At 71.5% G+C, this 26,138-nt stretch carries 26 protein-coding genes; 12 read left to right on the forward strand and 14 right to left on the reverse strand.

Annotation, left to right across the window (positions count from 1 at the left end; genetic code table 11):
• Positions 1–50: 50 nt before the first annotated feature.
• The 3 genes from OG885_RS35520 to OG885_RS35530 all read left to right on the forward strand — a co-directional run bounded on the left by OG885_RS35520 (position 51) and on the right by OG885_RS35530 (position 2,302).
• Entirely contained in the window at positions 51–1,202 is a 1,152-nt protein-coding gene (locus OG885_RS35520) for an acyl-CoA dehydrogenase family protein (protein WP_405743020.1), read from the forward strand.
• Positions 1,203–1,282: 80 nt separating this feature from the next.
• Entirely contained in the window at positions 1,283–1,570 is a 288-nt protein-coding gene (locus OG885_RS35525) for a YiaA/YiaB family inner membrane protein (protein WP_399957662.1), read from the forward strand.
• A 108-nt stretch (positions 1,571–1,678) separates the two neighbouring features.
• Positions 1,679–2,302, forward strand: coding sequence for a TetR/AcrR family transcriptional regulator (locus tag OG885_RS35530; RefSeq protein WP_399957665.1), 624 nt, complete (start codon positions 1,679–1,681; stop codon positions 2,300–2,302).
• Between the two features lie 19 nt (positions 2,303–2,321).
• Here OG885_RS35530 and OG885_RS35535 read toward each other — a convergent pair whose 3' ends face one another.
• Positions 2,322–2,783: a MaoC family dehydratase gene (locus tag OG885_RS35535; RefSeq protein WP_405738662.1), complete on the reverse strand. Its 462-nt coding sequence runs from the start codon at positions 2,781–2,783 to the stop codon at positions 2,322–2,324.
• Between the two features lie 95 nt (positions 2,784–2,878).
• On the opposite strand from OG885_RS35535, the gene soxR reads away from it, so the two are divergent.
• Positions 2,879–3,379 carry a redox-sensitive transcriptional activator SoxR gene (gene soxR / locus OG885_RS35540; protein WP_405738665.1) on the forward strand — a complete coding sequence of 167 codons (501 nt, stop codon included), beginning with the start codon at positions 2,879–2,881 and terminating at the stop codon, positions 3,377–3,379.
• 77 nt (positions 3,380–3,456) lie between these two features.
• Here soxR and OG885_RS35545 read toward each other — a convergent pair whose 3' ends face one another.
• From OG885_RS35545 to OG885_RS35555, 3 genes are all read right to left on the reverse strand, one after another.
• Positions 3,457–4,524, reverse strand: coding sequence for an RNA ligase (ATP) (locus OG885_RS35545; RefSeq protein ID WP_405738668.1), 1,068 nt, complete (start codon positions 4,522–4,524; stop codon positions 3,457–3,459).
• Positions 4,525–4,630: 106 nt separating this feature from the next.
• Positions 4,631–5,362, reverse strand: a complete 732-nt coding sequence (locus OG885_RS35550; protein ID WP_405738671.1) for a 3-keto-5-aminohexanoate cleavage protein — start codon at positions 5,360–5,362, stop codon at positions 4,631–4,633.
• Positions 5,363–5,597: 235 nt separating this feature from the next.
• Complete coding sequence (locus OG885_RS35555; RefSeq protein ID WP_399957679.1) at positions 5,598–6,200, reverse strand: hypothetical protein; 603 nt, start codon at positions 6,198–6,200, stop codon at positions 5,598–5,600.
• Positions 6,201–6,421: 221 nt separating this feature from the next.
• Here OG885_RS35555 and OG885_RS35560 point away from each other — a divergent pair, with 221 nt between their 5' ends.
• Positions 6,422–9,208: a penicillin acylase family protein gene (locus OG885_RS35560; RefSeq protein WP_405738674.1), complete on the forward strand. Its 2,787-nt coding sequence runs from the start codon at positions 6,422–6,424 to the stop codon at positions 9,206–9,208.
• A 23-nt stretch (positions 9,209–9,231) separates the two neighbouring features.
• Here OG885_RS35560 and OG885_RS35565 read toward each other — a convergent pair whose 3' ends face one another.
• The gene (locus OG885_RS35565; protein WP_405738677.1) at positions 9,232–10,575 is read right to left on the reverse strand and encodes a serine-threonine protein kinase; all 1,344 of its coding nucleotides are present in this window, start codon (positions 10,573–10,575) and stop codon (positions 9,232–9,234) included.
• A 107-nt stretch (positions 10,576–10,682) separates the two neighbouring features.
• A complete protein-coding gene (locus tag OG885_RS35570; RefSeq protein ID WP_405738680.1) occupies positions 10,683–11,918 on the reverse strand; it encodes an exo-beta-N-acetylmuramidase NamZ domain-containing protein in 1,236 nt (411 codons plus the stop codon).
• Positions 11,919–12,108: 190 nt separating this feature from the next.
• Between OG885_RS35570 and OG885_RS35575 the strand changes: the two genes are divergently transcribed.
• From OG885_RS35575 to OG885_RS35585, 3 genes are read left to right on the forward strand one after another with little or no spacing between them, the layout of a single operon-like run.
• Entirely contained in the window at positions 12,109–12,882 is a 774-nt protein-coding gene (locus tag OG885_RS35575; RefSeq protein WP_405738683.1) for an SDR family oxidoreductase, read from the forward strand.
• Positions 12,879–14,546 carry a class I adenylate-forming enzyme family protein gene (locus tag OG885_RS35580; RefSeq protein WP_405738685.1) on the forward strand — a complete coding sequence of 556 codons (1,668 nt, stop codon included), beginning with the start codon at positions 12,879–12,881 and terminating at the stop codon, positions 14,544–14,546. Before OG885_RS35575 ends, OG885_RS35580 begins: the two co-directional genes overlap by 4 nt.
• 40 nt (positions 14,547–14,586) lie before the next feature.
• Positions 14,587–15,180 (forward strand): TetR/AcrR family transcriptional regulator, encoded by a 594-nt coding sequence (locus tag OG885_RS35585; protein ID WP_405738688.1) that lies wholly within the window; start codon positions 14,587–14,589, stop codon positions 15,178–15,180.
• Here OG885_RS35585 and OG885_RS35590 read toward each other — a convergent pair.
• From OG885_RS35590 to OG885_RS35605, 4 genes are all read right to left on the reverse strand, one after another.
• Complete coding sequence (locus tag OG885_RS35590) at positions 15,116–16,039, reverse strand: LysR family transcriptional regulator (RefSeq protein ID WP_405738694.1); 924 nt, start codon at positions 16,037–16,039, stop codon at positions 15,116–15,118. The genes OG885_RS35585 and OG885_RS35590 overlap by 65 nt on opposite strands.
• A 171-nt stretch (positions 16,040–16,210) precedes the next feature.
• Entirely contained in the window at positions 16,211–17,425 is a 1,215-nt protein-coding gene (locus OG885_RS35595) for an acyl-CoA dehydrogenase family protein (RefSeq protein ID WP_405738697.1), read from the reverse strand.
• 6 nt (positions 17,426–17,431) lie between these two features.
• A complete protein-coding gene (locus OG885_RS35600; protein ID WP_405738700.1) occupies positions 17,432–18,454 on the reverse strand; it encodes a phosphotransferase family protein in 1,023 nt (340 codons plus the stop codon).
• 227 nt (positions 18,455–18,681) lie between these two features.
• Positions 18,682–18,978, reverse strand: coding sequence for a hypothetical protein (locus OG885_RS35605; protein ID WP_399957705.1), 297 nt, complete (start codon positions 18,976–18,978; stop codon positions 18,682–18,684).
• 120 nt (positions 18,979–19,098) lie between these two features.
• On the opposite strand from OG885_RS35605, the gene OG885_RS35610 reads away from it, so the two are divergent.
• Positions 19,099–20,070: an NADP-dependent oxidoreductase gene (locus tag OG885_RS35610; RefSeq protein ID WP_405738703.1), complete on the forward strand. Its 972-nt coding sequence runs from the start codon at positions 19,099–19,101 to the stop codon at positions 20,068–20,070.
• Between the two features lie 25 nt (positions 20,071–20,095).
• Here OG885_RS35610 and OG885_RS35615 read toward each other — a convergent pair whose 3' ends face one another.
• The gene (locus OG885_RS35615) at positions 20,096–20,422 is read right to left on the reverse strand and encodes a DUF202 domain-containing protein (protein ID WP_405738706.1); all 327 of its coding nucleotides are present in this window, start codon (positions 20,420–20,422) and stop codon (positions 20,096–20,098) included.
• On the reverse strand, positions 20,419–20,811 hold the full coding sequence (locus tag OG885_RS35620; RefSeq protein ID WP_194083759.1) for a YidH family protein: 393 nt from the start codon (positions 20,809–20,811) through the stop codon (positions 20,419–20,421). The genes OG885_RS35615 and OG885_RS35620 overlap by 4 nt, the downstream gene beginning before the upstream one ends.
• Positions 20,812–20,872: 61 nt before the next feature.
• Here OG885_RS35620 and OG885_RS35625 point away from each other — a divergent pair, with 61 nt between their 5' ends.
• Positions 20,873–21,760 carry a hypothetical protein gene (locus OG885_RS35625; RefSeq protein WP_405738710.1) on the forward strand — a complete coding sequence of 296 codons (888 nt, stop codon included), beginning with the start codon at positions 20,873–20,875 and terminating at the stop codon, positions 21,758–21,760.
• Here OG885_RS35625 and OG885_RS35630 read toward each other — a convergent pair.
• Both OG885_RS35630 and OG885_RS35635 read right to left on the reverse strand, forming a co-directional pair.
• Positions 21,735–22,250 (reverse strand): NUDIX hydrolase, encoded by a 516-nt coding sequence (locus tag OG885_RS35630; RefSeq protein WP_405738713.1) that lies wholly within the window; start codon positions 22,248–22,250, stop codon positions 21,735–21,737. The genes OG885_RS35625 and OG885_RS35630 overlap by 26 nt on opposite strands.
• Positions 22,251–22,298: 48 nt before the next feature.
• Positions 22,299–23,192 carry a DMT family transporter gene (locus OG885_RS35635; RefSeq protein ID WP_399957717.1) on the reverse strand — a complete coding sequence of 298 codons (894 nt, stop codon included), beginning with the start codon at positions 23,190–23,192 and terminating at the stop codon, positions 22,299–22,301.
• A gap of 415 nt (positions 23,193–23,607) precedes the next feature.
• Here OG885_RS35635 and OG885_RS35640 point away from each other — a divergent pair, with 415 nt between their 5' ends.
• On the forward strand, positions 23,608–24,558 hold the full coding sequence (locus tag OG885_RS35640; RefSeq protein ID WP_405738717.1) for a hypothetical protein: 951 nt from the start codon (positions 23,608–23,610) through the stop codon (positions 24,556–24,558).
• Positions 24,559–24,588: 30 nt separating this feature from the next.
• Positions 24,589–26,112, forward strand: a complete 1,524-nt coding sequence (locus OG885_RS35645; protein ID WP_405738720.1) for an APC family permease — start codon at positions 24,589–24,591, stop codon at positions 26,110–26,112.
• Positions 26,113–26,138: the final 26 nt, after the last annotated feature.

Here is a 26,138-nt window from a genome sequence, read left to right on the forward strand (position 1 = left end):
TAATTTAAATGTACTCCTTTCATGCGCCTTTCAAGTGGGGTGATCTCGTGGTGAACCTGGGACTCAGCGAGGAGCAGGAGGCCGTACGGCGGCTCGCCCGCGACTTCGTGGAGCGCGAGATCGCCCCGCATGTCATCGCCTGGGACCGCGCCGAGGAGGTCGACCGGGGCATCGTGAAGAAGCTCGGCGAGGTCGGGTTCCTGGGCCTGACGATCGACGAGGAGTACGGCGGCTCGGGCGGCGATCATCTGGCGTACTGCCTGGTCACCGAGGAACTCGGCCGCGGTGACTCCTCCGTGCGCGGGATCGTCTCCGTCTCCCTCGGCCTGGTCGCCAAGACCATCGCCGCCTGGGGGAGCGAGGAGCAGCGGCGGCAGTGGCTGCCGGGGCTGACCTCGGGGGAGTACGTCGGCTGCTTCGGCCTCACCGAACCCGGCACCGGCTCCGACGCCGGGAACCTCGTCACCCGCGCGGTGCGCGAGGGCGACGACTACGTCATCAACGGCACCAAGATGTTCATCACCAACGGCACCTGGGCCGACGTGGTGCTGCTGTTCGCCCGCTCCACCGACGCCCCCGGCCACAAGGGCGTCTCCGCCTTCCTCGTCCCGACCGACACCCCCGGCCTGAGCCGCCGCACCATCCACGGCAAGCTCGGCCTGCGCGGCCAGGCCACCGCCGAGCTGGTCCTGGAGGACGTGCGCGTCCCCGCCTCCGCGCTGCTGGGCGAGGAGGGCAAGGGGTTCTCGGTGGCCATGTCGGCGCTCGCCAAGGGGCGGATGTCGGTCGCGGCGGGCTGTGTCGGCATCGCGCAGGCGGCCCTGGACGCGGCCGTGCGGTACGCCGGTGAGCGGGAGCAGTTCGGCAAGCCGATCGCGGGCCATCAGCTGGTCCAGGAACTGATCAGCGACATCGCGGTCGACGTCGACGCGGCCCGGCTGCTCACCTGGCGGGTCGCCGACCTCATCGACCGCGGCCTGCCCTTCGCCACCGAGTCGTCCAAGGCCAAGCTCTTCGCCTCGGAGGCCGCGGTCCGGGCCGCCAACAACGCCCTCCAGGTCTTCGGCGGCTACGGCTACATCGACGAGTACCCGGCGGGCAAGCTGCTGCGCGACGCCCGCGTGATGACCCTCTACGAGGGCACCAGCCAGATCCAGAAGCTGGTCATCGGGCGGGCGCTGACCGGGGTTTCGGCCTTCTGAGGCGTTCTGAGTACCTGCGTCGGCGGGCCTGAGTATCTCGGCGGATGTGGCGCGCACCGCGTCCGCCGAAGCTGGTCCCCATGAGCGACACACCGGTCAAGCAGCAGAGCACGGCGGCCTTCTACGGCCAGGCCGTCGCGTCCTTCGCCGTCGCCATGGCGGCGACCGCCATCGGCATCGTCCGACTGGACGCCAACGCCTGGGTGCGGGGCTTCCTCGCCATCGCCGTCCTGTATCTCGTCACCTCCGCCTTCACCCTCGCCAAGGTCATCCGGGACCGCCAGGAGGCCGGGCAGATCGTCAGCCGCGTCGACCAGGCCCGCCTGGAGAAGCTCCTCGCCGAGCACGACCCGTTCGAGAAGCTCTGAGCCGTGTTGCTGGACTGCGGCGACCTGATCCGCCGGACGGGCACTAAGCGCTCGCTCACCTGGGGCGGTATGGTGGTGCCTCTGTACGTGGAGAGGGGCGAGCAAGCGATGAGTACGGCGGAGGACACGGCCGGCGGCGAGACGTCGGCGTGGGGCGAGGTCACGCCCGACGCGGCACGGCGCCTGCTGATCGCGGCGGTGGAGGCCTTCGCCGAGCGCGGCTACCACGCCACGACGACGCGGGACATCGCGGGCCGCGCGGGCATGAGCCCCGCCGCGCTCTACATCCACTACAAGACCAAGGAGGAGCTCCTCCACCGCATCAGCCGGATCGGCCACGCGAAGGCCCTGGAGATCCTGCGGACCGCGGCCCGCCGCGAGGGCACCGCCACCGAGCGGCTCGCCGACGCGGTCGGCTCCTTCGTCCGCTGGCACGCCGGCGGCCGTACGACGGCCCGCGTCGTCCAGTACGAGCTGGACTCCCTCGGCCCCGACGCCCGCGCCGAGATCCTCGACCTGCGCCGGCAGTGCGACGCCGAGGTGCGGGCGATCATCGAGGACGGCGTCGCCTCCGGCGAGTTCGACGTCCTGGACGTCAAGGGCACCACCCTCGCCGTGATGTCCCTCTGCATCGACGTGGCCCGCTGGTTCAACGTCGACGGCCCCTGGACGCCCGACGAGGTCGGCGCGCTCGACGCCGACCTCGTGCTGCGGATGGTGGGAGCCAAGTAGCTCGCGGGGGCGGTGGCCCTCAGAGGTAGTAGCGCGACACCGACTCGGCGACACACACCGGCTTGTCGCCGCCCTCGCGCTCGACACTGAAGGCGACGGTCACCTGGACGCCGCCCGGCACATCGTCGACCCCGGTGATCACCGCGGTGGCCCGCAGGCGCGAGCCGACCGGGACGGGCGCGGGGAAACGCACCTTGTTGGTGCCGTAGTTGACGCCCATCTTCACGCCCTCGACCTTGATCAGCTGCGGCCCGAAGAGCGGGAGCAGGGAGAGGGTCAGGTACCCGTGCGCGATGGTCGTGCCGAACGGCCCGGTGGCGGCCTTCTCCGGATCGATGTGGATCCACTGGTGGTCGCCGGTGGCGTCGGCGAACAGGTCGATCCGCTTCTGGTCGACCTCCAGCCAGTCGGTGTGCCCCAGCTGCTCGCCCACCGCCGCCTTCAGGTCGTCGGCGCCCGTGAAGATCCTCGGCTCTGCCATGTCCCGCCTCCTCGTTCCGGACTCACTCTAAGCGACTGCTTAGCATGGTCGGCCTCGGGGGCCGTGTCAACGGAAGTCTGGGTAGGGTTCGAGGGGTGCCCCAGATTCCCGAGAAGATCCACGAGCTCACGGTCGGCCAGCTCGCCGCGCGCAGCGGTGCCGCCGTCTCCGCCCTGCACTTCTACGAGGCCAAGGGTCTGATCAGCAGCCGCCGCACCACGGGCAACCAGCGCCGCTACGCCCGTGACGCCCTGCGCCGGGTCGCCTTCGTGCGGGCCGCGCAGCGGGTGGGCATTCCGCTGGCGACGATTCGCGAGGCGCTGGCCGAACTGCCGGAGGAGCGGACGCCGACGCGGGAGGACTGGGCGCGGTTGTCGGAGGCGTGGCGGTCCGAACTCGACGAGCGGATCAAGCAGTTGAATCGTCTGCGGGATCACCTCACGGACTGCATCGGGTGCGGGTGTCTGTCGTTGGAGTCGTGTGTCCTGTCCAACCCGGATGACGTCTTCGGGGAACGGCAGGGGGCGGGGTCGCGGTTGCTGGTGGAGAAGCGGGATCGGGGGGAGCGGTGTGTGCCTGAGGAGCGGTGCGGCTAAGGGGGCGGGGGGGGGGCGTTGCCGGGTGCGGGTGCGTTGTGGCTGGTCGCGCAGTTCCCCGCGCCCCTTAGGTGCGTTCACTCGTACTCTGTTGCGTTCTTCCTGGTCAGATACTCCGGACTCACCGCCTTCGCTATTGCCCTGCCACCCGTCACCTCGCTGTAGCGCTCGGTCGTCGGACGGATCACGACGCCCTCTCTCAGGTGCAGGTCGCGGCCCGACACCGTTTCTTTGCCGCTTGCCGCCTCCAGCACCCGCTCGATGTCGTACGGCCCCTCGAAGAGCCTCGGGACCAACGGCAGCTCCCCGTCCAGGAGTTCCGCCGGGTTCAGCCAGCGCACCTCGCCGTCGATCTCCGCGGAGACGTCGAAGACCGCGTAACCGAGGGTGTCCCGGCGGCCGTCCGCGCCGTACGTGAGGTCCTGCACGCCCGCGCCGTAGACCTCGGCGAAGATGCCGACCCGGGTCGCGCCGAGCCGGTCGGCCAGGCGGGCCGCGGCCTCGGGGACGCCATGGGCGTGCACTGCCCGCCAGTACAGGTTCCGCGGATCCTCCTTCAGCGCCAGCGACTTCGCGCCGAAGCCCTTCGAGGAGACGTACACCCGCTCCTCGCCCGCGAGATACGTGAGCAGGCACGCCGAGCCGTGCAGTTTCTCGGTCAGGACCACCGGCTCGCCCGGGGTGAAGACGTCCGGGTAGCGCTGGATGTTCTCGATGTCGACCCAGGGCAGCAGATCGGGCGCGGACTCCACCTCGCCGCTCATCGTGGGCGGGATCGGGGGCACCCACTTGGTGATGCCGAGCCGCTCCGCGAAGTCGGTGCCGTCCACGGCGGCCCGCGTCAGGTCGACGCCGGCGAGTGCCGAGGGCCGGCACACGATGCCCTGCGAGAGCTCACCGCGCAGCCGTACGGCCTTGACCCGGTCCGCGTTGCCACCGGCCAGCCGTCCGGTCAGCCCCAACTCCTCGATCAGACCGGCGGGCAGCACGGACTGCTCGGGGATGTACACGGCCGCGTCGCCGGTGCGATAGGCGCCCTTGGCGACGACGGCCCGGTACAGGCCCACCTGGGCCAGTTCGAGCGCGTCGGCGTTGGGGTGGTCGTGGACGGTCAGCACTTCGGCGGTGACGCGCAGCGTCGACATCGGGGCTCCTCGGTCATGTGCTCAGGTGTGTTTCATCGCCTCCAACTGTCCGTATGTGAAAGGGGTGGAGCGAGGGGATTTGTGGCTGGTACCGTCGCCGGTCCGTTCACGACGAGCGTCTCGCCCACCCGTACTGGACCAGCCCCGCCGCCACCAACTGCGCGTTGGACGCCGCCGGTTCGCCGTCCGGCAGCAGCAGCGTGTCCTCCAGGCCGATCCGGGTCGCAAGACGCAGGCGTCCGGCCAGCCGCAGGACCGGCCACGCCCCGCCGTCCTCGCCGTGCAGCAGCACCGGGCGGCCGTGCGGTGCCGTGCCGAGGTCGGTCAGCAGGGCGCGGGCCGTGTCCTGGGCGGTGTCCGGTGAGGTGTCCGTCACCTCGGCCAGCACCCGCAGCATCCTCGGCCCGAGCGGTGATCTCGCGAACCGCGCCGCCGCGTCCGTACCGGACCAGATCCCGGCCTCCACGCCCACGCCCCGCTCGATCAGCGCGGCGGCCAGCTCCTCCGCACCCGGTTCGTGCCAGTTGACCGACGCGTGGTCGGGGAGTGCCGTCCAGCTTCGGATCCGCTCCAGGCGGGCCGCGGGGTCAGGTTCCGCCCAGGCGCCTGTGGTGACGCCGACCGGGACCGACACCCGTGCCCGTATCGCCTCCAGGGTGGTCGCGAGCACCCGGGGTGACAGCGTGTCGCCGCCGCAGGGCGTCTTGGGGTGGACATGGACGTCCGTGGCCCCGGCCGCGACCGCCGCCGCCGCGGACTCGGCCATCGCCTCCGGTGACAGCGGCACCGCCGCACCGTCGGCCGCCCCTCGGGGCCCGTTGAGACACACCTGAACCATGACTCGATGGTGCCAGTCGGCACCGACAACGACCCCGGCGAAGGCCGTACCTGTGGACAACCGGCCCGATGTGGAAAACCCGGGGCAACGCTCACGGCCGCCATACGTCGTCACACGTCTCGTACGTCGTCGTACGCCGCCATACGTCGTCACACGTCTCGTACGTCGTCGTACGTCGTCGTACGTCGTCAAAGAGGGGGTGCGGCATCCCCGGCGCACCCCCGGGTCGCACCACTCAGGCGGACACCAGCAGCCGTCCACGCCTGGACGCCGCCAGGGCCTCGGGCGTCAGCACCGGACGCGGCACCACGATCCCGCAGTCCGTGCAGACGGGGCCCGAGGAGGGTTCGTGGGCCAGGTCGTACTTCCAGACCAGTCGCTCCCCGCGGCACACCGGGCACAGGGAACCCGGTTCACGCTCCAGCCCGGAGATCAGTTTGCGCAGCACGTCGGCCAGCGGTTCACGGGGGTGGAGCCGCGGGTCGTCGCACCAGGCGACACCGAAACCGCCCCAGGTCAGCCGGTGCCAGTCGTCGACACTGCCGGGCCTGCGCAGTCCGTCGTGCTTCTCCTTCTTGCGTCGCTCGGCGAACTCGACCTCATAGGCCAGCCAGACCGAACGCGCCTCCTCCAGCTCGTCCAACGCGGCCACGAGCCGCGCCGGATCGGGGGAGCGGTCCTCGGGACCGAATCCCGCCCGGGAGCACAAGTGGTCCCAGGTCGCCCTGTGTCCGTACGGAGCGAAGCGCTCAAGGCACTTGCGCAGTGAGTAGCGTCGCAGCGCCAGATCGCACCGTGGATCTCGCACCTGTCTCGCCAGACTCCGGAAACCGGCCATCGCCCTGCACCTCCGTCACACCTGCACCTGTACTTCGGTCACTTCGGCGTCGTCGAACGGACGTCGCCGAATAGACGTATCGACAAGCGATTTGGCTCCATCCGATTTCCGATGACCCCCATTCGCCTCCGGATCGGGTACCAAAACTTGACGCATGTTCATCTTCAATCCCGGGGATACCGGCGGTAACGTCCGGCCCACCCCCGTCGGTAGGAGCTGCCATGCCTCGGCGCACCTCACGCACCGCTCTCGACAGACTGAGAACTCCCGGCAGACTCACCGGGTTCCTGAAGACCGCATCCGTATGCGCCCTGATTGCCGGTCTTTTGTCCCCTCTTGGCCAAGCAGCGGCGGCAGCCGAGGCGACGGCCGCCAACGACTACTGCGGCAGTCAGTGCTCCGACATCCTGCCGCCCGGCGAGAACGGCAACGCCACCCTCGCCCAGATCCTCCTCAACCAGGCCTTCGGCTCCCAGCCCGAGCACGCCGAGGACCAGCTCGGCCCCTACGCCAACCTGGCCAAGGGCTACTCCTCGCTCACCAACGCCACCATCAACACCTTCTTCAACGACGCCTCGTTCGGCGTGGCCTCCGATCAGGTCGCCTCCACCCTCAGCCCGGCGGGCCGCACCGACGTGACGATCGTCCGCGACAAGAAGACGGGTGTGCCACACATCACCGGTACCACCAGATACGGCACCGAGTTCGGCGCCGGCTATGCGGCGGCCCAGGACCGGCTGTGGCTGATGGACGTCTTCCGCCACGTCGGACGCGGCCAGCTGACCACCTTCGCCGGCGGCGCCCCCTCCAACCAGGGCCTTGAGCAGCAGTTCTGGCGCAACGCCCCCTACAGCGAGGCCGATCTCCAGACCCAGATCGACAACGCCGTGGCCAACAACGGCACCCGCGGCCAGCAGGCGCTCGCCGACGCCAACGCCTACCTGGCCGGCATCAACGCCTACATCGACGCCTCCGACAGCGGCCGCTACTTCCCTGGCGAGTACGTGCTGACCGGCCACAAGGACTCCGTCACCAACGCCGGCACCATCGACCACTTCAAGCTCACCGACCTGGTCGCGCTGGCCTCCGTCATCGGCGCCCTGTTCGGTTCCGGCGGCGGTGGCGAGGTCAACAACGCGATATCGCTGCTGGCCGCCCAGGAGCAGTACGGCGTGACGAAGGGCACCGAGGTCTGGGAGTCCTTCCGCGAGCGCAACGACCCCGAGGCGGTCCTCACCGTCCACAACGGCGAGAGCTTCCCGTACGCCACCAAGCCCACGACCCCGCAGGGCGAGGCACTCCCCGACGCCGACTCCGTGTCCACCGAGCCCCTGGTCTACGACCCGACCGGCACCGGCGGCGACCAGAGCGCCTCGGCGGCAGCCGCCACGGCGACCGCGAACGCCCTCACCTCCGCCAAGCGCGGCATGTCCAACGCCCTCGTGGTGAGCGGCAAGTACACCGCGAGCGGCCACCCGGTCGCCGTCTTCGGCCCGCAGACCGGCTACTTCGCACCCCAGTTGCTCATGCTCCAGGAGATCCAGGGCCCGGGCATCAGCGCCCGCGGCGCCTCCTTCGCGGGTCTGAGCATGTACGTCGAACTCGGTCGCGGCCAGGACTACGCGTGGTCCGCCACCACCTCCGGCCAGGACATCATCGACAGCTACGCCGTCGAGCTGTGCCAGGACGACTACCACTACCTCTACCACGGCACCTGCACGGCCATGGAGAAGATCGAACAGAAGAACTCCTGGGCCCCGACCACGGCCGACGGCACCGCCGCCGGCTCGTACACCATGCGGGTCTGGCGCACCAAGTACGGCCCGGTGGAGTACCGCGCGACCGTCGGCGGCAAGAAGGTCGCCTACACCACCCTGCGCTCGTCGTACATGCACGAGGCCGACTCGATCATCGGCTTCCAGATGCTGAACGACCCGGACTACGTCAAGAGCCCGCAGACCTTCCAGAGCGCGGTGCAGCACATCAACTACACGTTCAACTGGTTCTACGCCGACTCCACGCACACCGCGTACTACAACAGCGGCGACAACCCGGTCCGCGCGAGCGGCGTCGACGCAGAGTTCCCGGTGTGGGCGCAGTCGGCGTACGAGTGGAAGAACTGGAACCCGACGACCAACACCGCCGACTACACGGCGGCTTCGGCCCACCCCAACTCCATCGACCAGGACTACTACATCTCCTGGAACAACAAACAGGCGAAGGACTACACCACCGCGCCCTGGGGCGACGGCTCGGTGCATCGCGGCAACCTCCTGGAGGACCGCGTGAAGAAGCTCGTCGCCGCGGGCGGCGTCACCCGGGCCGCGCTGGTGAAGGCGATGGCCGACGCGGCGCTCGCCGATCTGCGCGCGGAGGACGTGCTGCCCGACCTGCTGAAGGTCATCAACAGCAGTACGGTCACCGACTCCACGGCCGCGGCGGCGGTGACCAAGCTCCAGACCTGGCTCACGGCGGGCGGCAAGCGCACGGAGACGTCGGCGGGTTCGAAGGCGTACGCCAACGCGGACGCGATCCGCATCCTGGACGCGTGGTGGCCGCTCCTGGTGGAGGGCGAGTTCAAACCCGGCCTCGGCAGTGACCTGTTCACCGCGTTCCAGGCCAACCTGCCCGTCGACGAGTCCCCGTCGGCCGCGCACGGCCCGACCGGCGCGCACGCGGGCAGCTCCTTCCAGTACGGCTGGTGGTCCTACGTCGACAAGGACATCCGCGCGGTGCTCGGCGAGACCGTGCAGGGGCCGCTGGCGAACAAGTACTGCGGCGGCGGCAGCCTCAGCGCCTGCCGGGACATCCTGATCAGCACCCTGAAGACGGCGGCCGGCAAGACCGCGGCCCAGGTCTACCCGGGTGACGACCTGTGTTCCGCGGGCGACCAGTGGTGTGCCGACTCGATCGTCCAGCGCACCCTCGGCGGCATCAAGCACTACAACATCAGCTGGCAGAACCGGCCGACCTACCAGCAGGTCGTGGAGTTCACCTCACACCGGTGAGCTGAACGGACGGTGGCGGCGGGTCAGCGGATACGGCCCGCCGCCACCACCAGCTGTGCCAGCTCGCGGTGCACGATGTCGCTGTGCGCGCCGGCCGGCGCACCGCCGTCCTTCACCACCGACGCCGCGTCGACGTTCACGCACCCCGAGGTCGGCAGCGTCGTCTTGAGCGCGTCGGCGAGCTTCCACGCGCGCGTACCCGGCACGGCCTGCACCCCGTCATGGCCCATCGCCCCCCACTTGGCGCCCAGCATCCGCCCCAGGTCCACCCCGGCGGCGCTCGCCGCGTCCCCGGCCATGCGCGAGGCCAGCGGATACATGGTGCTCAGCGCCTGGTCGAAGCGGGAGAAGCAGCACACGAGGGGGCCGTCGATACGGTTCTGCTGCCCCTGCAACACCCCGCCCGCGCGCGCGTCGTGCGGCAGCCGGGCCGCGAACGCGTAGTGCGAGAAGGCCCCTTGGAGCAGCGTCACCGACTTCACGGTGTGCACCCCCTCGGGCAGGCCGCGCAGCGCGAACGACACCAGACGCCCGCCGAAGCTGTGCCCGACGAGATGCACCCGCACCTCCGGCCGCTTCGCCGCGAGCTGCCCGATCACCCGCCCGAGCCCCCGCTCACCGACCGTCCCGGCGCGCCGCTTCATCGCGTAGTACGTCGCCTGCCGCAGCAACTCGTGCGCCCCGTCCCAGGGGTTGGGGATCGAGAACCCCTCCGTCACGCCGTCCGGCACTCCCTCCGGCACCCCGTCCGGTGCCTCGACCTCGGCGAGCCCCCGCGCGAAGTCCTCGCACACCCCCACCACCGGACCGGAGAACATGTCCGGCTCGCTCTGCGGCACGCCCTCCGCGAGGGTGTCCGCCCCGAACAGCGCCTGCGGCCCCGCCGGGACCACCTCGACCAGCATCCGTACCAGCCGCCCGAACTCCTCCAACTCGGACTCCTCGCGGGGCTGCTGGTCCAGCATCCGCGCGATCTGGTCGATCACGGTCGCCCGGCCCGGGAAGGTCTCCAGCAGGGCGTGCCGGGTGTCCTTGTCCAGCGCCGGACGCCGGGTGGTCTCGGCCGCCACCGACCGCGGGAAGTCCGGGATCGGCTCGTCGCAGAACCGCATCGACGGCCACACCACCCCCACGAACCCGAGCTTCGCCTTGGGCGCGAGCTCCGGGATCGGCGCGAAGAAGCGGCTGTAGAGCCGGGTCGCGCCCGAACGGTCGTTGTTCCAGCCGTGCGCGAAGACGATCAGATCCTTGACGCCGCGCTCCGCGACACCGGACAGCAGCCGGTCGCGCCGTCCGCCGTCCGGGTCGCCGTCCGCGTCGAAGGTCAACTCCCAGTACGGACTCACGCTCATCGCCGGATCCGCCATGACTGGCCCCCTCGTCCCCCGAAGTGGTGCGATGCCGTCGCATCGTCCTCCTGTGGGGCGAAGTTGGCCATACTTCGCGAGTCAACTGCCCGGTTCGGCCCAGGGGCTCATCTGTACAGCAGGTACTCCTTACGGATGCGGCGGAACGCCGCCAGCTCCTCCCGCCAGCCCGCCACCACCTCGTCGGGGCCCGCGCCCGCGTCGATCGCGGTCCGCACCTGGGTCGAGCCGGTGAGCTTGTCGATCCAGTTGTCGGACCGCCAGGCGAACCCGGACCACCCGCGTTTCGCGGTCACGAGCAGCGCGACCCCCGTGCGCACGGGGTCGTACGCGGCCCGGTCGTGCACATGGATCTGCACCCCGCCGACCGTCCTGCCCTGGAACTTGGAGAACGTCGGCGCGAAGTACGCCTCCCTGAAATGCACGCCCGGCAGCCCGAGTTCGTTCGCGGCGGCGGCCCACCGCCCGTCGATCCCCTCCGCGCCGAGCAACTCGAAGGGACGGGTGGTGCCCCGCCCCTCCGACAGGTTCGTCCCCTCGAAGAGACACGTCCCCGAGTACACCAACGCGGTGTCCGGCGTGGGCATGTTGGGGCTCGGCGGCACCCACGGCAGCCCGGACGCGTCGTAGAACTGCGACCGCTTCCATCCGGTCATCAGTACGGTGTCCAGCGCGACGGGCGTGGTCAGGAACTCCCCGTTGAACAGCCGCGCCAGCTCGGCGACCGTCATGCCGTGCGCCTGCGAGATCGGCTGCCTGCCGATGAAGGTGGCGAACTCCTTGTGCAGGACGGGGCCTTCGGCAAAGCGGCCGGTGACCGGGTTCGGGCGGTCGAGCACCACGAACCGTTTCCCGGCGAGCTGGGCCGCCTCCATGCAGTCGTAGAGCGTCCAGATGTACGTGTAGAAGCGCGCGCCCACGTCCTGGATGTCGAAGACGACGGTGTCGACGCCGGACGCGGTGAAGACGTCGGCGAGGGGTTGGCCGCTCTTCAGATAGGTGTCGTAGACCGGGAGCCCGGTGGCGGGGTCGTCGTAGCGGCCCTCGGAGCCGCCGGCCTGCGCGGTGCCGCGGAAGCCGTGTTCCGGGCCGAAGACGGCCCGGAGGTCCACGTGAGGATCGGCGTGCATGACGTCGACGATGTGCCGGGCGTCCCGGGTGATGCCGGTGGGGTTGGTGACGATTCCTACGCGTTGGCCGTTGAGGAGGGTGTAGCCGTCGGCTGCGAGGCGCTCGAAGCCGGTGTGCAGGTGGCGGTGCGGGGCTGCGGAGGCGGGGGGTGCGGAGGAGAGTGCGGTTGCTGCCGTGGTCGCTGCGAGGAGTGCTCGTCTGGATAGGCGCATGAGGTGCACGTTAGGGGCTCCCGCGGGTTGTGTGGAGAGTGCGGGCCGCCAGTGGCTTGTCGCGCCCACGCGGCGGAGCCGCAAGTCGATACAGACCCGCGCCCCCAGGGGCGTGATCCCACCCCCTTCCTAGAGACATACCGACCGGTTAGTCTGGCCGTCTCCGCAGAGCCGCAGTCGAAGGAGATTGATGGTGGAAGCCTTGCAAGGTGCTGGTGTCGTCGTCACCGGAGCCGGAGGGGGGATCGGGGCCGCTCTCGCGCGGCGGTTCGCTGCCGAAGGGGCTCGGGTCGTCGTCAATGATCTCGACGCCGACCGGGCCAAGGCCGTCGCCGACGAGATCGGCGGCATCGCAGTGCCCGGGGACGCCTCCGCGGTCGTCGCCGACGCGCGCGCCGCGCTAGGCGGGGACGTCGACGTCTACTGCGCCAACGCCGGCGTCGCCTTCGGCGGGCCCGAGGTGGACGACCTCGCCGATGCCAAGGCCTGGGAGCTGTCCTGGGACGTCAACGTCATGGCCCATGTGCGTGCCGCCCATGAACTGCTCCCGGGATGGCTGGAGCGGGGGAGCGGGCGGTTCGTGTCGACCGTGTCCGCGGCCGGGCTGCTGACCATGATCGGGGCCGCCCCGTACGCCGTCACCAAGCACGGGGCGTACGCCTTCGCCGAGTACCTGTCGCTGACCTACCGGCACCGGGGCGTCAAGGTCCACGCCATCTGTCCCCAGGGCGTGCGCACCGACATGCTGGCCGCCACCGGCACCGCGGGCGACCTGGTGCTCAAGCCGACCGCCGTCGAGCCGGAGGACGTCGCCGAGGCGCTGTTCCAGGGCATCGAGGAGGACCGCTTCCTGATCCTTCCGCACCCCGAGGTCGCCGCGTACTACCAGGCCCGCGCCGCCGAGCCCGACCGCTGGCTGGCCGGCATGAACCACCTCCAGCAGAAGTGGGAGGAGGCGCGGTGACCGACTCCCTGTACGCCGCCAAGCCCTGGGTCGCCCTCCTCAACGACGCCCAGCGCGCGCCCATAGACCCCGCCGACTCCCTCGTCCACGCTCTGCGAAGGGCTGCCGGTGACGTCCCCGACCGCGCCTTCCTCGCCTACTTCGACGGGCGGCTCAGCTACCGCGAGGTCGACGAGCTGAGCGACTCCGTCGCCGGGCATCTGGCCGCCCGGGGCCTGGAGCGCGGCGACCGGGTGGCGATCCTGCTGCAGAACTCGCCGCACTTCGTGATCGCCCTGCTGGGCGCGTGGAAGGCGGGCGCGATCGTCGTGCCCGTCAACCCCATGTACAAGGCGGGGGAGGTCACCCATGTCCTGCGGGACGGCGAGGTGGCCGCGCTGATCTGCTCCGACCGGGCCTGGAAGTCGTATCTGCGCGAGACGGCCGCGGACTCGCCGGTGCGGATCGTGCTCACCGGCTGCGAGCTGGACTTCCAGACGCGCGACGACGCGCGCGTACTGGCCTTCGAGCGGCTGCCGCAGGCCGCCGACGCCGACGACCTGGCTGCTGTGGCCCGCGCGGGCCACCAGGCCCCCGAGGGCCGTGACCCGGCCCCCTCCGACATCGGGCTCATCAGCTACACCTCGGGCACCAGCGGCGCCCCCAAGGGCGCCACCAACACGCACGCCAACATCATGTGCAACGCCGAGCGGCAGCGCATGGGCCTGGCCCTGCCGGACGCGCCGGTCTACTACGCGCTCGCCCCGCTGTTCCACATCACCGGGATGGTGTGCGAGCTGGGGGCCTGTCTCAACAGCGCGGGCACGCTGGTGCTGACGTACCGCTTCGAGACGGGTGTCGTGCTGGAGGCGTTCGCCGAGCACCGGCCGCACTACACCGTCGGCCCGTCCACCGCCTTCATGGCGCTGGCCGCCCACCCGGACGTCACCCCGGACCACTTCTCGTCCTTCGTGAACATCTCCTCCGGTGGCGCCCCCGTGCCGCCCGCGCTGGTGGAGAAGTTCCGGGCGGGCTTCGGGCCGTACATCCGCAACGGCTACGGGCTCACCGAGTGCACCGCGCCCTGCGCCTCCGTGCCGCCCCAGCTGGAGGCGCCCGTCGACCCGGTGTCCGGGACGCTGGCCGTGGGCCTGCCGGGGCCCGAGACGGTCGTGCGCATCGTCGACGACCAGGGCGCCGAGGTGCCCTTCGGTGAACAGGGCGAGATCCTCGTGCGCGGACCCCAGGTCGTGCCCGGCTACTGGCGGCGCCCCGAGGCCACCGCCGAGACCTTCCCGGACGGCGAGCTGCGCACCGGCGACATCGGGTTCATGGACGAGCAGGGCTGGCTCTACGTCGTCGACCGTAAGAAGGACATGATCAACGCGTCCGGCTTCAAGGTGTGGCCGCGCGAGGTCGAGGACGTGCTGTACACCCACCCGGCGGTGCGCGAGGCGGCGGTCGTCGGCGTGCCGGACGGGTACCGCGGCGAGACCGTCAAGGCGTACATCAGCCTGCGTCCGGGTGTCGACACGGACCCGGATGAACTCGCGGTGTACTGCAAGGAGAGACTGGCCGCCTACAAATACCCGAGGCAGGTGGAGATCCTCCCCGACCTGCCGAAGACGGCGAGTGGGAAGATCCTCCGACGGGAACTGCGTTCCCGCCCGCAGGACGAGCACTAGCGAACGAGCGGCAGCAAACGGAAGGGCAGGTGGCGACAGAGTGGCCAGGACGACGGACGGGGACGGTACGCCCGTCCCGCAGCGGCTGCTGGCCGCCGCCACCCGGCTCTTCGCCGAACAGGGCTACGACCGCACCTCCGTGCAGGAGATCGTCGAGGCGGCCGGCGTCACCAAGGGGGCGCTGTACCACTACTTCGGCTCCAAGGACGACCTCCTGCACGAGGTGTACGCGCGCGTGCTGCGCGTCCAGCAGGAGCGCCTGGACGCGTTCGCGAACGCGGACGAGCCCATCGAGAAGCGGCTGCGGGGCGCGGCGGCGGACGTCGTCGTGACGACCATCGAGAACCTCGACGACGCGTCGATCTTCTTCCGCTCCATGCACCATCTGAGCCCGGAGAAGAACAAGCAGGTGCGCGCCGAGCGCCGGCGCTACCACGAACGCTTCCGTGCGCTGGTCGAGGAGGGCCAGGAGGCGGGCGTCTTCTCCACCGCCACCCCGGCCGACCTGGTCGTGGACTACCACTTCGGCTCGGTCCACCACCTGTCGACCTGGTACCGCCCCGACGGCCCTATGGCCCCGCAGGAGGTCGCCGACCACTTGGCCGACCTGCTGCTGCGGGCACTGCGCCCGTGAGATGACCGAGGAGGGCCCCGGCCGCCGGATTGCGCGGCCGCGGCCCCCGCCCGGCGAGCACCACCGTCCGCCCCGGCTCCGGCTGCCGGATCTCCACGCACGGCAGCCCGGCCCGCTCCCCGATCGGCCGCGGCACGAACGCCACCCCGATCCCGGCCCGCACCAGCTCCACCAGCAGCCCGGCCTGGGTGACGTCACAGGTGATCCGGCGCTCCAGCCCGCAGTGGGCCGCCAGCCGCCGTACGGCCGTCTCCAGGCCCGTGCCCGCCCGGAAGTCGACGAACGGCTCCTCGGCGAGGTCCTTGATGAGCGTGCGGCCCGCCCTGGCCAGCGGATGGCCCGGCGCGGTGATCAGCACCAGCTCCTCGTGCCAGGTCGCGTACGCGGTGAGCCCCTCGGGCAACTCCCGGGCGTCCGGCGCCAGATACGCCAGGTCCAGCTCCCCGGCGCGCAGCGCCTCCGTCAGCTCGGTCACCGTCGCGTCCCGTACGGACACCTGGATGCCGGGGAAGTCCCGGTGGAAGGCGGCGAGTTCGGCGGGGAGGTCGACGCAGGTCAGCGTCTGGATCGTGCCGATCGCCACCCGCCCCGCCGCCAGCCCCGCCACGGCGGCTACGGCGTCCCGCGCGGCCTCCGCGCCGGCGAGCAGCGCGCGGGCCTGGGGCAGCAGGGCGCGCCCCGCCTCGGTCAGGACGACCCGCCGCCCCGTGCGGTCGAACAGATCGGCGCCCAACTCCCGTTCCAGGTTGCGGATCGAGGTGCTGAGCGCCGACTGGACGATGAGTTCGGCCCGGGCGGCGGCCGTGAAGCCGCCCTCGGTGACGACCGCCATGAAGTGGCGGAGCTGGCGCATCTCCATCCATCTATCCTAGAGATGGCGCCCAGCGAATCCATCTGTTGGACCGTTGGACGGCCCGCGAGCCAGGCTGGACGCATGACTCGCAGACCGACTCTCTGGCACCGCCTCGTCTCCTTCGCCCGCGCCCTCGCGCGCGCGGACCATCACTACTCGGGCGGCTATTGACGGCTACTAGAGGTACTTCTTCAACTCCCGCCGCGCCAGCGACCGCTGGTGCACCTCGTCCGGGCCGTCCGCGATCATCAGCGTCCGCGCACCCGCGTACAGCTCGGCCAGCGGGAAGTCCTGGCTGACCCCGCCCGCGCCGTGCAGCTGGATCGCGCGGTCGATGATGTCGACCACCGCGCGCGGCGTGGCGATCTTGATGGCCTGGATCTCCGCGTGGGCGCCCCGGTTGCCGACGGTGTCCATCAGCCAGGCCGTCTTCAGAACCAGCAGCCGCAGCTGCTCGACCGTCACCCGCGCGTCGGCGATCCAGTTGTGGACCACGCCCTGCTGGGCCAGCGCCTTGCCGAAGGCGTTGCGGGACACGGCCCGCCGGCACATCAGCTCGATCGCCCGCTCCGCCATGCCGATCAGCCGCATGCAGTGGTGGATCCGGCCCGGACCGAGGCGGGCCTGCGCGATGGCGAAGCCGCCGCCCTCCTCACCGATCAGGTTCGCGACCGGCACGCGCGCGCGGTCGAAGATCACCTCGGCGTGACCGCCGTGGTAGTGGTCCTCGTAGCCGAAGACCTTCATGGCGCGCTTGACCGTCACACCCGGGGTGTCGCGGGGGACCAGGACCATGGACTGCTGGCGGCGGATGTCGGCGCCGTCCGGGTCCGTCTTGCCCATCACGATGAAGATCTTGCAGTCCGGGTTCATCGCCCCGGAGATGTACCACTTGCGGCCCGTGATGACGTAGTCGTCGCCGTCGCGCTCGATGTACGTCGTGATGTTGGTGGCGTCCGAGGAGGCCACCTCCGGCTCGGTCATCGCGAACGCCGAGCGGATCTCCCCCGCCAGCAGCGGCTCCAGCCACTGCTTCTTCTGCTGCTCGTCGCCGAACTGGGAGAGCACCTCCATGTTGCCCGTGTCCGGCGCCGCGCAGTTCAGCGCGGTCGGCGCCAACTGCGGCGAACGGCCGGTGATCTCGGCCAGCGGTGCGTACTGGAGGTTGGTCAGCCCGGCCCCGTACTCGGCGTCGGGCAGGAAGAGGTTCCACAGGCCCTGCCTGCGCGCCTCCGCCTTCAGCTCCTCCACCACGGCGGGCGTGTCCCACGGGGACGCGAGCGCGGCGCGCTGCTCCTCCGCCACCGCCTCGGCCGGGTAGACGTACTCGTCCATGAAGGCGAGCAGCTTGGCGCGCAGTTCCTCGGTGCGCGCGTCGAACGCGAAGTCCATGGCGGGTCAGCCTTCCTGAAGGGTGGTGAGGCCGTGCTGGATGAAGACGGGGACGAGGTCGCCGATGCGGTCGAAGCCGCGGCCGACCGTCTGGCCCAGGGTGTAGCGGTAGTGGATGCCCTCCAGGATCACGGCGAGCTTGAACCAGGCGAACGCCGTGTACCAGGAGACCTGGGAGACATCGCGCCCCGAGCGGGCCGCGTAGCGCTCGACCAGCTCCGCGGGATCCGGGTGTCCCGGTGCCTCGGCGGTCGTGGAGACGGGGGAGTCCGGCATGCCCAGCGGCAGGCTGTACATGACCAGCAGCCCCAGGTCGGTGAGCGGGTCGCCGAGCGTGGACATCTCCCAGTCGAGGATCGCCTTGATGCGGTCGTCCTCACCGATGAGCACGTTGTCGAGCCGGTAGTCACCGTGGATGACCGTGGCGGCGGGAGAGGCGGGCAGCCTGCGCCCCAGCGTCGCGTGCAGCTCGTCGATGCCGGCCAGCTCACGGTTGCGGGAGGCGTCCAGCTGCTTGCCCCAGCGGCGCAGCTGTCGGTCCAGGAAGCCCTCGGGGCGGCCGAAGTCGGCGAGGCCCACCTCGGCGGGGTCCACCGCGTGCAGCTCGACGAGGGTGTCCACGAGCGCCAGCACCGCGTCACGCGTGCGTGCCGGGCCGAGCGGGGCGAGCTGGTCGGCGGTGCGGTACGGGGTGCCCTCGACGAACTCCATGACGTAGAACGGCGCCCCGAGCACCTCCTCGTCCTCGCACAGCAGCAGCGGCTCGGGCACCGGCACGTTCGTCGGGTGCAGCGCGCTGATCACCCGGTGCTCGCGCCTCATGTCGTGCGCGGTGGCCAGGACGTGGCCGAGCGGAGGCCGTCGTACGACCCAGCGCGAGGTGCCGTCGGAGACCGTGTAGGTGAGGTTCGAGCGTCCGCCCTCGATCAGCCGGCCGGTCAGGGGGCCGTGGACCAGGCCGGGCCGCTCGCGGTCGAGCAGGCCGCGCAGCCGGTCGAGGTCGAGGCCGGGCGGATGGTCGGGGCTCATGCATCGCTCCTACGGGCAGGTGAACGGTGTCTGAGGACCATGATGCCGACCGGTCGGTATGCCGTCCAGTGTGCAGGGCGAACGTGATTCGGGCCACGATAGGCCGACGGCTCCCCGCGCGCCTACGACGGGGAGCCGTGGAACCGCTTCCTACGTGCTTCTCGGTGCCTTCGCCGGGGCCTTCTTCCGCGCCCTCTGCGCGCCTTCTCGGGCAGGTCGGCGACGGGTCAGTGATCGTCCCAGTGCCCGTTGTGCGCGGCGTGCCGGTGGCCGTCGTGCAGATAGTCGACATGGTCGCCGTGCAGGACGCTCTCGTGACCGCAGCCGTCCCCGTGCCGGTGCTCGTGGGCCTCGTGGGCGACATGGTCGCCCGGCTCGCACTCGTCCCAGTGCCCACCGTGCTCGCGGTGCAGATGCCCGCCGTGGGCGTAGTCGACGTGGTCCCCGTGCGGGACCTCGGTGTGTCCGCAGTCCGGGCCGTGGGCGTGCGTGTGGGAGGCGTGTTCCTGGTGGAGGGTGCTCATGTGCTCACCTTCGGAGAAGCCTGGGGTCTTGCCGATGACGTCGGACAGGCTGCCACGCGAACGCCGCATATCCGGGCATCCCGCTTGCGTGGCGTCCGACTACCCCGGAGGGTCGGTGCCATGAAGGCCATCAGCTACTCACGCTACGGCGGCCCCGAGGTCCTCGCGTACGGCGATGTGCGCGACCCCAAGGTCGGGGTCGACGCGGTGCTGGTCAAGGTCCGCGCGGCGGCCGTCAACCCGGTCGACTGGCACTGCCGTGAGGGGCACCTCGACCGGATCCTCGACCCCGTCTTCCCGGTCGTCCCCGGCTGGGACGTCTCCGGAGTGGTCGTCCAACTCGGCGTCTCCGTCACCGAGTTCGAGGTCGGCGACGAGGTCATCGGCTACGTCCGCGAGGACTTCCTGTCCCGCGGCACCTTCGCCCAGTACGTGGCCGCCCCCGTGCGCACCCTCGCCCGCAAGCCCCGCAACCTCTCCTTCGAGGAGGCGGCCGGCCTGCCGCTGACCGGTCTGACGGCTTACCAGGTGCTCGTCAAGGCGCTCCAGGTAAAACGCGGCGAGACGGTCCTCGTGCACGCCGCGGCCGGCGGGGTCGGCTCGATCGCGGTACAGCTCGCCCGACACATCGGCGCCCGGGTCATCGGTACGGCGAGCCCGGCCAACCACGACTTCGTACGGAGCCTCGGCGGCGAGCCGGTCGCGTACGGCGAGGGTCTGGCCGAACGGGTGCGTGGGCTGGCCCCGGAGGGCGTGGACGCGGCGTTCGACACGATCGGCGGCGAGACCCTGACGGTCTCCGCCAACCTCCTGGCCCCCGAGGGCCGCCTGGTCTCCATCGTGGACGCCGAGGTCGTCGCCTACGGCGGCCGCTACTTCTGGGTCCGCCCCGACGCCGACGACCTCCAGCGCCTGTCCGAGCTCGCGGAACAGGGCGTGGTCTCGGTGCATGTGTCGGAGAGCTTCCCGCTGGAGCGGGCGGCGGAGGCACAGCGGCTGAACCAGGAGGGGCGGACCAGGGGGAAGATCGTGGTCACGGTGGACTGGGAGGCGGGGGAGGTGGGGGAGGACGGCGCGGACTCGCCGGACTAGCCGGGCCGGCCGGGCCAGCCGGGTCTCAGAACACCAACGCCGCCCCGCACACCGCCACCGCCACCGTGCACAGCGCCGCGGCCGTGGCGTGCCGCGGGGTGAGCGCCGAGGGGCTCGTCTCCGCGGCGAGCGCCCGGATACGGCGGTGCGCGAGCATCAGGAAGCCCAGCCACAGCACGGTGCACAGCGCACACGCGACGGCGCCGACCGCGGACACCTCGCCGTGCAGCGCGGTCTTCACGGCGAGGACGGCGGCGACCGTGCCGGACAGGGTCGTACGACGCCACGCGAGCCGTGTGCGCTCCGGCTGGAGCCCCGGATCGCGTCCGGCGTCGGTGACCGCCGCGCTCACCCCTCCCACCCGACGAGCACGACGACGACCATCGCGAGGGCGACGACCGCGACGACCACGCTCAGCAGCGCCGGGAACCGCGACACCGGCAGATCCTCGCCCCGGCGCATCGCCCGTTCGCAGCGCATCCAGTGATTGACCGCCCGCAGGGAGCACAGCACACCGGCGCCGAGCAGCGCGAGGGCCAGCCCGACCCGCCAGCCCCAGCGCAGGTCCGGCAGGAACTGGTCCACGGCGAAGCCCCCGCCGATCAGCGCGAGCGCGGTGCGCAGCCAGGCCAGGAAGGTGCGCTCGTTGGCGAGCGAGAACCGGTAGTCGGGCGTACCGCCTTCCTCCCGGACCTCCTCGGGCGCGAACCAGAGCCGGACGTTCCGTGCGAATTCGATCACGCGCAGGACCCTACCCGGCGGGCCCGGGCCGTTGTCAGTGGCGGTCGCTACGGTTCGGGACATGGATCTTCCCCCGCCGCTCGCCGGGTACGCGCAGCCCGGCCACGCCATCGCCCCCGCCGAGCACCTGCTCGTGCTGCCGGGGTTCTGGCCGGCGTACCTCGGGCCCGTCTGGCGGGAGTTCGCCGACGAGCCCGAGGTGTTCGGCGCGGACGCGGCGGACGTCGACGCGGCGGCCGAGGCGCTGTACGGGCCGACGGAGAGCTGGCCGGCGTTCCGGATCCCGCTGCGCGGCGGACGGGTGCTGTGGGTCGTGCACCGCAACTTCCCGGACGACGCGGGCACGGACTACCTGCTCACCGACCCCGACGGGCCCACGGAGACGCGGCTGGCCTCGATCGACGGCCACCACAGCGGGCCCGGCCTGTCCTGGCCGGACCTGGTGTCGGCCGCCGACGAGGTGCCGCCGGCCGCCGAGGGAGTGCGGGCCCCGGCCCAGCGGCTGCTCCTGCTCCTCCCGGCGTTCGCCGACGCGGAGGTCCCGGACGACGAGGGTGCCGAGCGGATATCCGGCGCGCTCACCCTGGTGGGCGTGCCCGAAGAGGCGGCGGGCGGCATGGCGGACCGGCTCCTGGAGCACCCCCTGTGGCCCGCGCCGTTCTGGCCCGGCCGGGGTCGCAGCCCACTCGGCCGAGGCAGCGGACCGGGTGGGCCGGCCTCCGCCCCTGCGGGCAGCGGACCGGGTGGGCCGGCCTCCGCTCCTGCGGGCAGCGGACCGGGTGGGCCGGTCTCCGCTCCTGCGGGCAGCGGACCGGGTGGGCCGGTCTCCGCTCCTGCGGGCAGCGGACCGGGTGGGCCGGCCGCCGCCCCTGCGGGCAGCGGACCGAGCGGGCCGGTCTCCGCCCCCGCGGGCGTGCTCGGCCTCAGCTCCCCATCCGGTGCTCCCTGAGCCGCGCGTACGCGTCCACCCCGTCCGGCACCCACTCCCACTCCGTCAGCCGCCGCTCCACCTCGTCCTCGGTCAGGAAGTCGTGCCAGGCGACCTCCTCCACCTGCGGACTGACCGGCAGCTCGCAGCGCACCTCGTACACCGCCGACCACCAGGTCTGCCCGGCCCCGTCGTCGTACAGGAACTTGAAGAGGAAGGTCGGCTCGGGGAGGCCGCTGACGCCCAGCTCCTCCTCGGCCTCGCGCAGCGCCGCCCGGTCGTAGGACTCGCCCGCGCCGACCACCCCGCCGACCCACATGTCGTAGAGGGACGGGAAGACCAGCTTGGTCGGGGTGCGGCGGTGCACGAAGAGCCGCCCGTCGGCGTCCCGCGCCTGGATGAAGACGCAGCGGTGGCGGAGCCCACGGGCGTAGGCCTCACCGCGCGGGGACCGCCCGACGACCTGGTCATGCTCGTCGACGATGTCGAGGATCTCGTCAGCAGCGCTCATGGGCCCATCCAAGCAGCCCGGGCGGACACGCCTGCCGCGTCCTCGGCCTCAGTTCGGCTGGAGCCGCCGCGCCCGGACTGCCTGCGTCGCCCCGCTCGGCATGGCCGGGTGCAACCCGAGGAGCACGATGCCCACGACGACCGCCGCGAGGCCCGCCGCCTCCCACGCCAGTGCCCCGGTGTCGGTGCGGAGCCGGTCGCCGAGGAAGCCGACGCCGCAGATGATGCCGGCGAGGGGCTGGGCGGCGGTCAGGGCGGGCAGGGACATACGGAGGGAGGCCGTCTCGAAGGCGCTCTGGACCAGGACCAGGCCGGTCACGCCGAGCGCGAGGACGGCGTAGGGCTGCCAGCCGGTGAGGACCTCCATGAGGCCGCCCTCGGAGAAGCGCTGGCCGGTGACCCGGGTGAGGGCGTCCTGGACGCCGTAGAGGAGTCCGGCGGCGACGGCCAGCAGCGCCGGGCCCGAGCTGAGGCGCGAGCGCTTGGCGTACGTCGTCAGGAGCAGCGCGAGCCCGATCATGGCGCCGATGATCAGCCAGTGGCGGAAGGGGTCGGCCACGGCGGAACCGCCGCGCGGCTCACCCGCCACGATGAACGCCGTCACGCCACCCGCGAGCAGCAGCAGCCCCGCCCAGCCCTGGCGGCCCAGCGACTGCTTGGTCTGATGCCGGGAGAGGGCCATCGCGAAGAGCAGGTTGGTCGCCAGCAGGGGTTCGACCAGGGAGATCTCGCCCTGCCCCAGCGCGATCGCGCCGAGGACCATGCCGGCCACCATCAGTGCGATGCCGCCGAGCCAGCGCGGTACCCGCACCAGGTCGAGGAGCAGCCGGGGCGAGAGGAAGTCGTTCAGGGGCGCGCGCTGGGCCGCGTTCTGCTGGAGGACGAAGCCGATGCCCAAGCAGCAGGCCGCGCTCACGGCGAGAACCAGAACCAGAACCGACACGCTGCGTACCTCGATCACTCGGCCGGGCCACGGGGCGGGTTAGGGGCCGACTGTAGCGCCGTTGACCCCGGCCTGCTCCCGGGAGTACCCGGATCCGGGCGGTTGACTCGGCCACGCATCGGGACGGCGCGGCCTTTCCGTCATGGTGGGCGCCCTCGTCGCGCGGCGCCATGGCGTGCGCCACATCCGGCCGTACTCAGGTTCGCAGGCGGGCGGTGAAAATTCACAACTACCCCACCAGTCCCTCAAGTTGACGCGTGTAACACCCGTTCCAGCCTTGACGGGAACCATTGGCTGCGGGTTTGCTGTCCGTGATCAGTTGCCCACGCCCTGATGATCAGTCCGCTGATCACCCCGTGGGCCCACCCCTGCCGACAGTCGACGTCGCGCCACGTCGCACGAGGAAGTCTCCGCGGTGTCACCACCCCCGCCACCCCTGGGCCGCAGCCGCCGACGCGCGGCCCAGGCCTTCGACGCCGCCCTCGACGACGCCGAACTCGTCGCCGCCCGCGCCGCCCTCGCCCAGGGCCGCTGGCAGGCCGCCCGCTCCCTCCTCGCCCACACGGGCGACGACTGGGACCTGCGCGGCCACCGCGTCACCGGCCTTGCCCAGGAGTCCTACAGCGCCGCCTGGACGCGCGACTGGCAGCTCGCCGAACCCGAGTCCGCCGACGCCGCCGTCCTGCTCGCCCTCGCCCAGGTCCAGCGCGCCCTGCGCGGCAAGGAGAAGCCGGAGCGCGCCCGAGAGGCCTGCCGGGCCGCCGCCGACCGGGCGCCCGCGGATCCCACGCCCTGGCTCGGCCTGCTCATGCTGGAGCAGGGCTCGACCGCCGCCGAGAACGCGGTCCGGCTCTTCGAGCAGATCCGCGCGCGCTTCGCCGACCATCACCACGCCCACCACCTGATGGTCGCCCGCCTCGCCGAGCACCGCGCCGCTTCCGGCCCCGACCCGCTCCACGAGGTCTACGACTTCGCCAACTGGGCCGCCGAGCAGGCCCCCGCCGACTCGCCGCTCGCGATCCTCCCGGTCGTCGCCCACGCCGAGCGCTACCGCGTCCTCGCCACCGCCGGACACGAGCCCCCCGACCCGGCCGCCTCCGGGCACTGGGTCGGCCGCCGGGCCCGCCAGGTGATGAAGGCCGCGTTCGACTGGTGGCTGGAGTGGGAGCACGAGGGCCACCCCCGCCGTCTGGTCGACCTCAACTTCCTCGCCCACGCAAAGGTCTGCGAGGGCCGCGGCGCCGAGGCCGCCGCCCTCTTCCACCGCATCGGCGAACACGCCACCCCGGCCCCCTGGTCGTACCCCGACCGGGACCCGCACTCCGCCTTCCGTGCCGCCCGCGACAGCGCGCTCGGCACGGCGTAACGCCCCCGAACCCAGCTAAGGACGGTCCCGATGACCACGAGCAGAGCCAGCGCCGGCGACGGCATCAGTACCTACAAGGGCCAGGAACGGGCCCTGCGCGCCGACCGCCTGGGCACCGGCGGCCTGCTTCTGTCCGTCCTCGCCGCGACCGCCCCCCTCATGGTCGTCGCGGGTGTCATGCCCACCACATTCGCGGTGATGGGCATCGTCGGCCAGCCGCTGCTCTTCGTCGTCCTCGGCGTGATCCTCATCCTCTTCAGCGTCGGCTACGCCGAGATGAGCCGGCACGTCCACAACGCGGGCGCCTTCTACGCCTACATCTCCCGCGGCCTCGGCGGCACCGCCGGCGCGAGCGCGGCCCTCGTCGCCCTCGTCGCCTACAACGCCCTCCAGGTCGGCATCTACGGCATCTTCGGCTTCGAGGTCTCCGGCCTCTTCGCCACCTACGCCGACCTGGAGATCGCCTGGTGGATACCGGCGCTCGCGGCCGTGGCCGCCGTCGGCGCGCTGGGCTGGCTGAAGATCGACGTCAACGCGAAGGTGCTCGGCGTCCTGCTGGTCATCGAGGTCGCCCTGGTCGTCATCTTCGACATCGCCGCCGTCGCCGACCCCGCCAAGGAAGGCCTGTCCCTGCACGCCTTCAACCCGGACACCCTCACCGGCGCGGGGGTCGGCACCGCGCTCTGCTTCTGCATCGCCGCCTTCCTCGGCTTCGAGCAGGCGCCCGTGTACGCCGAGGAGACCAGCCGCCCGCACGTCCTGGTGCCGCGCGTGATGTTCCTCGCGGTCGGCGGCGTCGCCGTCTTCTTCGCGCTCAGCAGCTGGGCCCTCACCGTCGCCACCGGCCCCTCCGCGATCGTCGGCGAGTCGCAGACGCAGAGCGCGGGCCTGCTCTTCGGCCTCACCGAGTCCCGCCTCGGCGGCACCTTCACCGACGTCCTGCACGTGCTCTTCGTGACCGGCATGTTCGCGGCGATGGTCAGCTTCCACAACGTCGTCGCCCGCTACGCCTTCGCCATGGGCCGCGAGGGACTGCTGCCGCGCGCCTTCGGCCGTACGACGGGTTCCAGCGGCGCGCCCGGCACCGGCTCGCTGCTCCAGACCGCCGTCTCCGCGCTGGTGGTGATCGCCTTCGCGGTCGCCGACGACAAGCCGACCGGCGACCCCACCGAGCCCGTCCTGCACCTGTTCACCTGGGGTGGCAACATCGGCGCCCTCGGCGTGATCCTGCTGATGGCCGCGGCCTCCTTCTCGGTTGTCGTCTTCTTCGTCCGCCGCGGCGCCGCCGGCGCCCAGGCCTGGCGGCTGGCCACCTCCGCCGTCGCGGGCCTCGCCCTCCTCGTCATCGCCGGCTACACGGTGAAGGACTTCGACGTCCTGGTCGGCGCGGGCCCCGACTCGTCCCTGAGCTGGCTCCTGCCCGGCATCGTCGGCGCGTCCGTGCTGGTCGGCCTCGCCCAGGGCCTGTACCTGCGCTCCCGCTCCCCGGAGGCCCACGCCCGCATCGGCCTGGGCAACGAGGCGTTCCAGCTGGAGAAGGCGGCGCAGTCGTAAGAAGTGGTTACGGAAATCTGACGGGC

Origin of the sequence: Streptomyces sp. NBC_00028, from assembly GCF_045041065.1 — a bacterium.
Classification (GTDB): domain Bacteria; phylum Actinomycetota; class Actinomycetes; order Streptomycetales; family Streptomycetaceae; genus Streptomyces.

Excerpts from the sequence above, each read along its gene's own strand:
- OG885_RS35525 (WP_399957662.1), top strand. The coding sequence starts at position 1,283 with ATGAGCGACACACCGGTCAAGCAGCAGAGCACGGCGGCCTTCTACGGC.
- OG885_RS35530 (WP_399957665.1), top strand. The coding sequence starts at position 1,679 with ATGAGTACGGCGGAGGACACGGCCGGCGGCGAGACGTCGGCGTGGGGC.
- OG885_RS35535 (WP_405738662.1), bottom strand. The coding sequence starts at position 2,783 with ATGGCAGAGCCGAGGATCTTCACGGGCGCCGACGACCTGAAGGCGGCG.
- OG885_RS35545 (WP_405738668.1), bottom strand. The coding sequence starts at position 4,524 with ATGTCGACGCTGCGCGTCACCGCCGAAGTGCTGACCGTCCACGACCAC.
- OG885_RS35550 (WP_405738671.1), bottom strand. The coding sequence starts at position 5,362 with ATGGTTCAGGTGTGTCTCAACGGGCCCCGAGGGGCGGCCGACGGTGCG.
- OG885_RS35555 (WP_399957679.1), bottom strand. The coding sequence starts at position 6,200 with ATGGCCGGTTTCCGGAGTCTGGCGAGACAGGTGCGAGATCCACGGTGC.
- OG885_RS35560 (WP_405738674.1), top strand. The coding sequence starts at position 6,422 with ATGCCTCGGCGCACCTCACGCACCGCTCTCGACAGACTGAGAACTCCC.
- OG885_RS35565 (WP_405738677.1), bottom strand. The coding sequence starts at position 10,575 with ATGGCGGATCCGGCGATGAGCGTGAGTCCGTACTGGGAGTTGACCTTC.
- OG885_RS35570 (WP_405738680.1), bottom strand. The coding sequence starts at position 11,918 with ATGCGCCTATCCAGACGAGCACTCCTCGCAGCGACCACGGCAGCAACC.
- OG885_RS35575 (WP_405738683.1), top strand. The coding sequence starts at position 12,109 with ATGGTGGAAGCCTTGCAAGGTGCTGGTGTCGTCGTCACCGGAGCCGGA.
- OG885_RS35590 (WP_405738694.1), bottom strand. The coding sequence starts at position 16,039 with ATGGAGATGCGCCAGCTCCGCCACTTCATGGCGGTCGTCACCGAGGGC.
- OG885_RS35595 (WP_405738697.1), bottom strand. The coding sequence starts at position 17,425 with ATGGACTTCGCGTTCGACGCGCGCACCGAGGAACTGCGCGCCAAGCTG.
- OG885_RS35600 (WP_405738700.1), bottom strand. The coding sequence starts at position 18,454 with ATGAGCCCCGACCATCCGCCCGGCCTCGACCTCGACCGGCTGCGCGGC.
- OG885_RS35605 (WP_399957705.1), bottom strand. The coding sequence starts at position 18,978 with ATGAGCACCCTCCACCAGGAACACGCCTCCCACACGCACGCCCACGGC.
- OG885_RS35610 (WP_405738703.1), top strand. The coding sequence starts at position 19,099 with ATGAAGGCCATCAGCTACTCACGCTACGGCGGCCCCGAGGTCCTCGCG.
- OG885_RS35625 (WP_405738710.1), top strand. The coding sequence starts at position 20,873 with ATGGATCTTCCCCCGCCGCTCGCCGGGTACGCGCAGCCCGGCCACGCC.
- OG885_RS35630 (WP_405738713.1), bottom strand. The coding sequence starts at position 22,250 with ATGAGCGCTGCTGACGAGATCCTCGACATCGTCGACGAGCATGACCAG.
- OG885_RS35645 (WP_405738720.1), top strand. The coding sequence starts at position 24,589 with ATGACCACGAGCAGAGCCAGCGCCGGCGACGGCATCAGTACCTACAAG.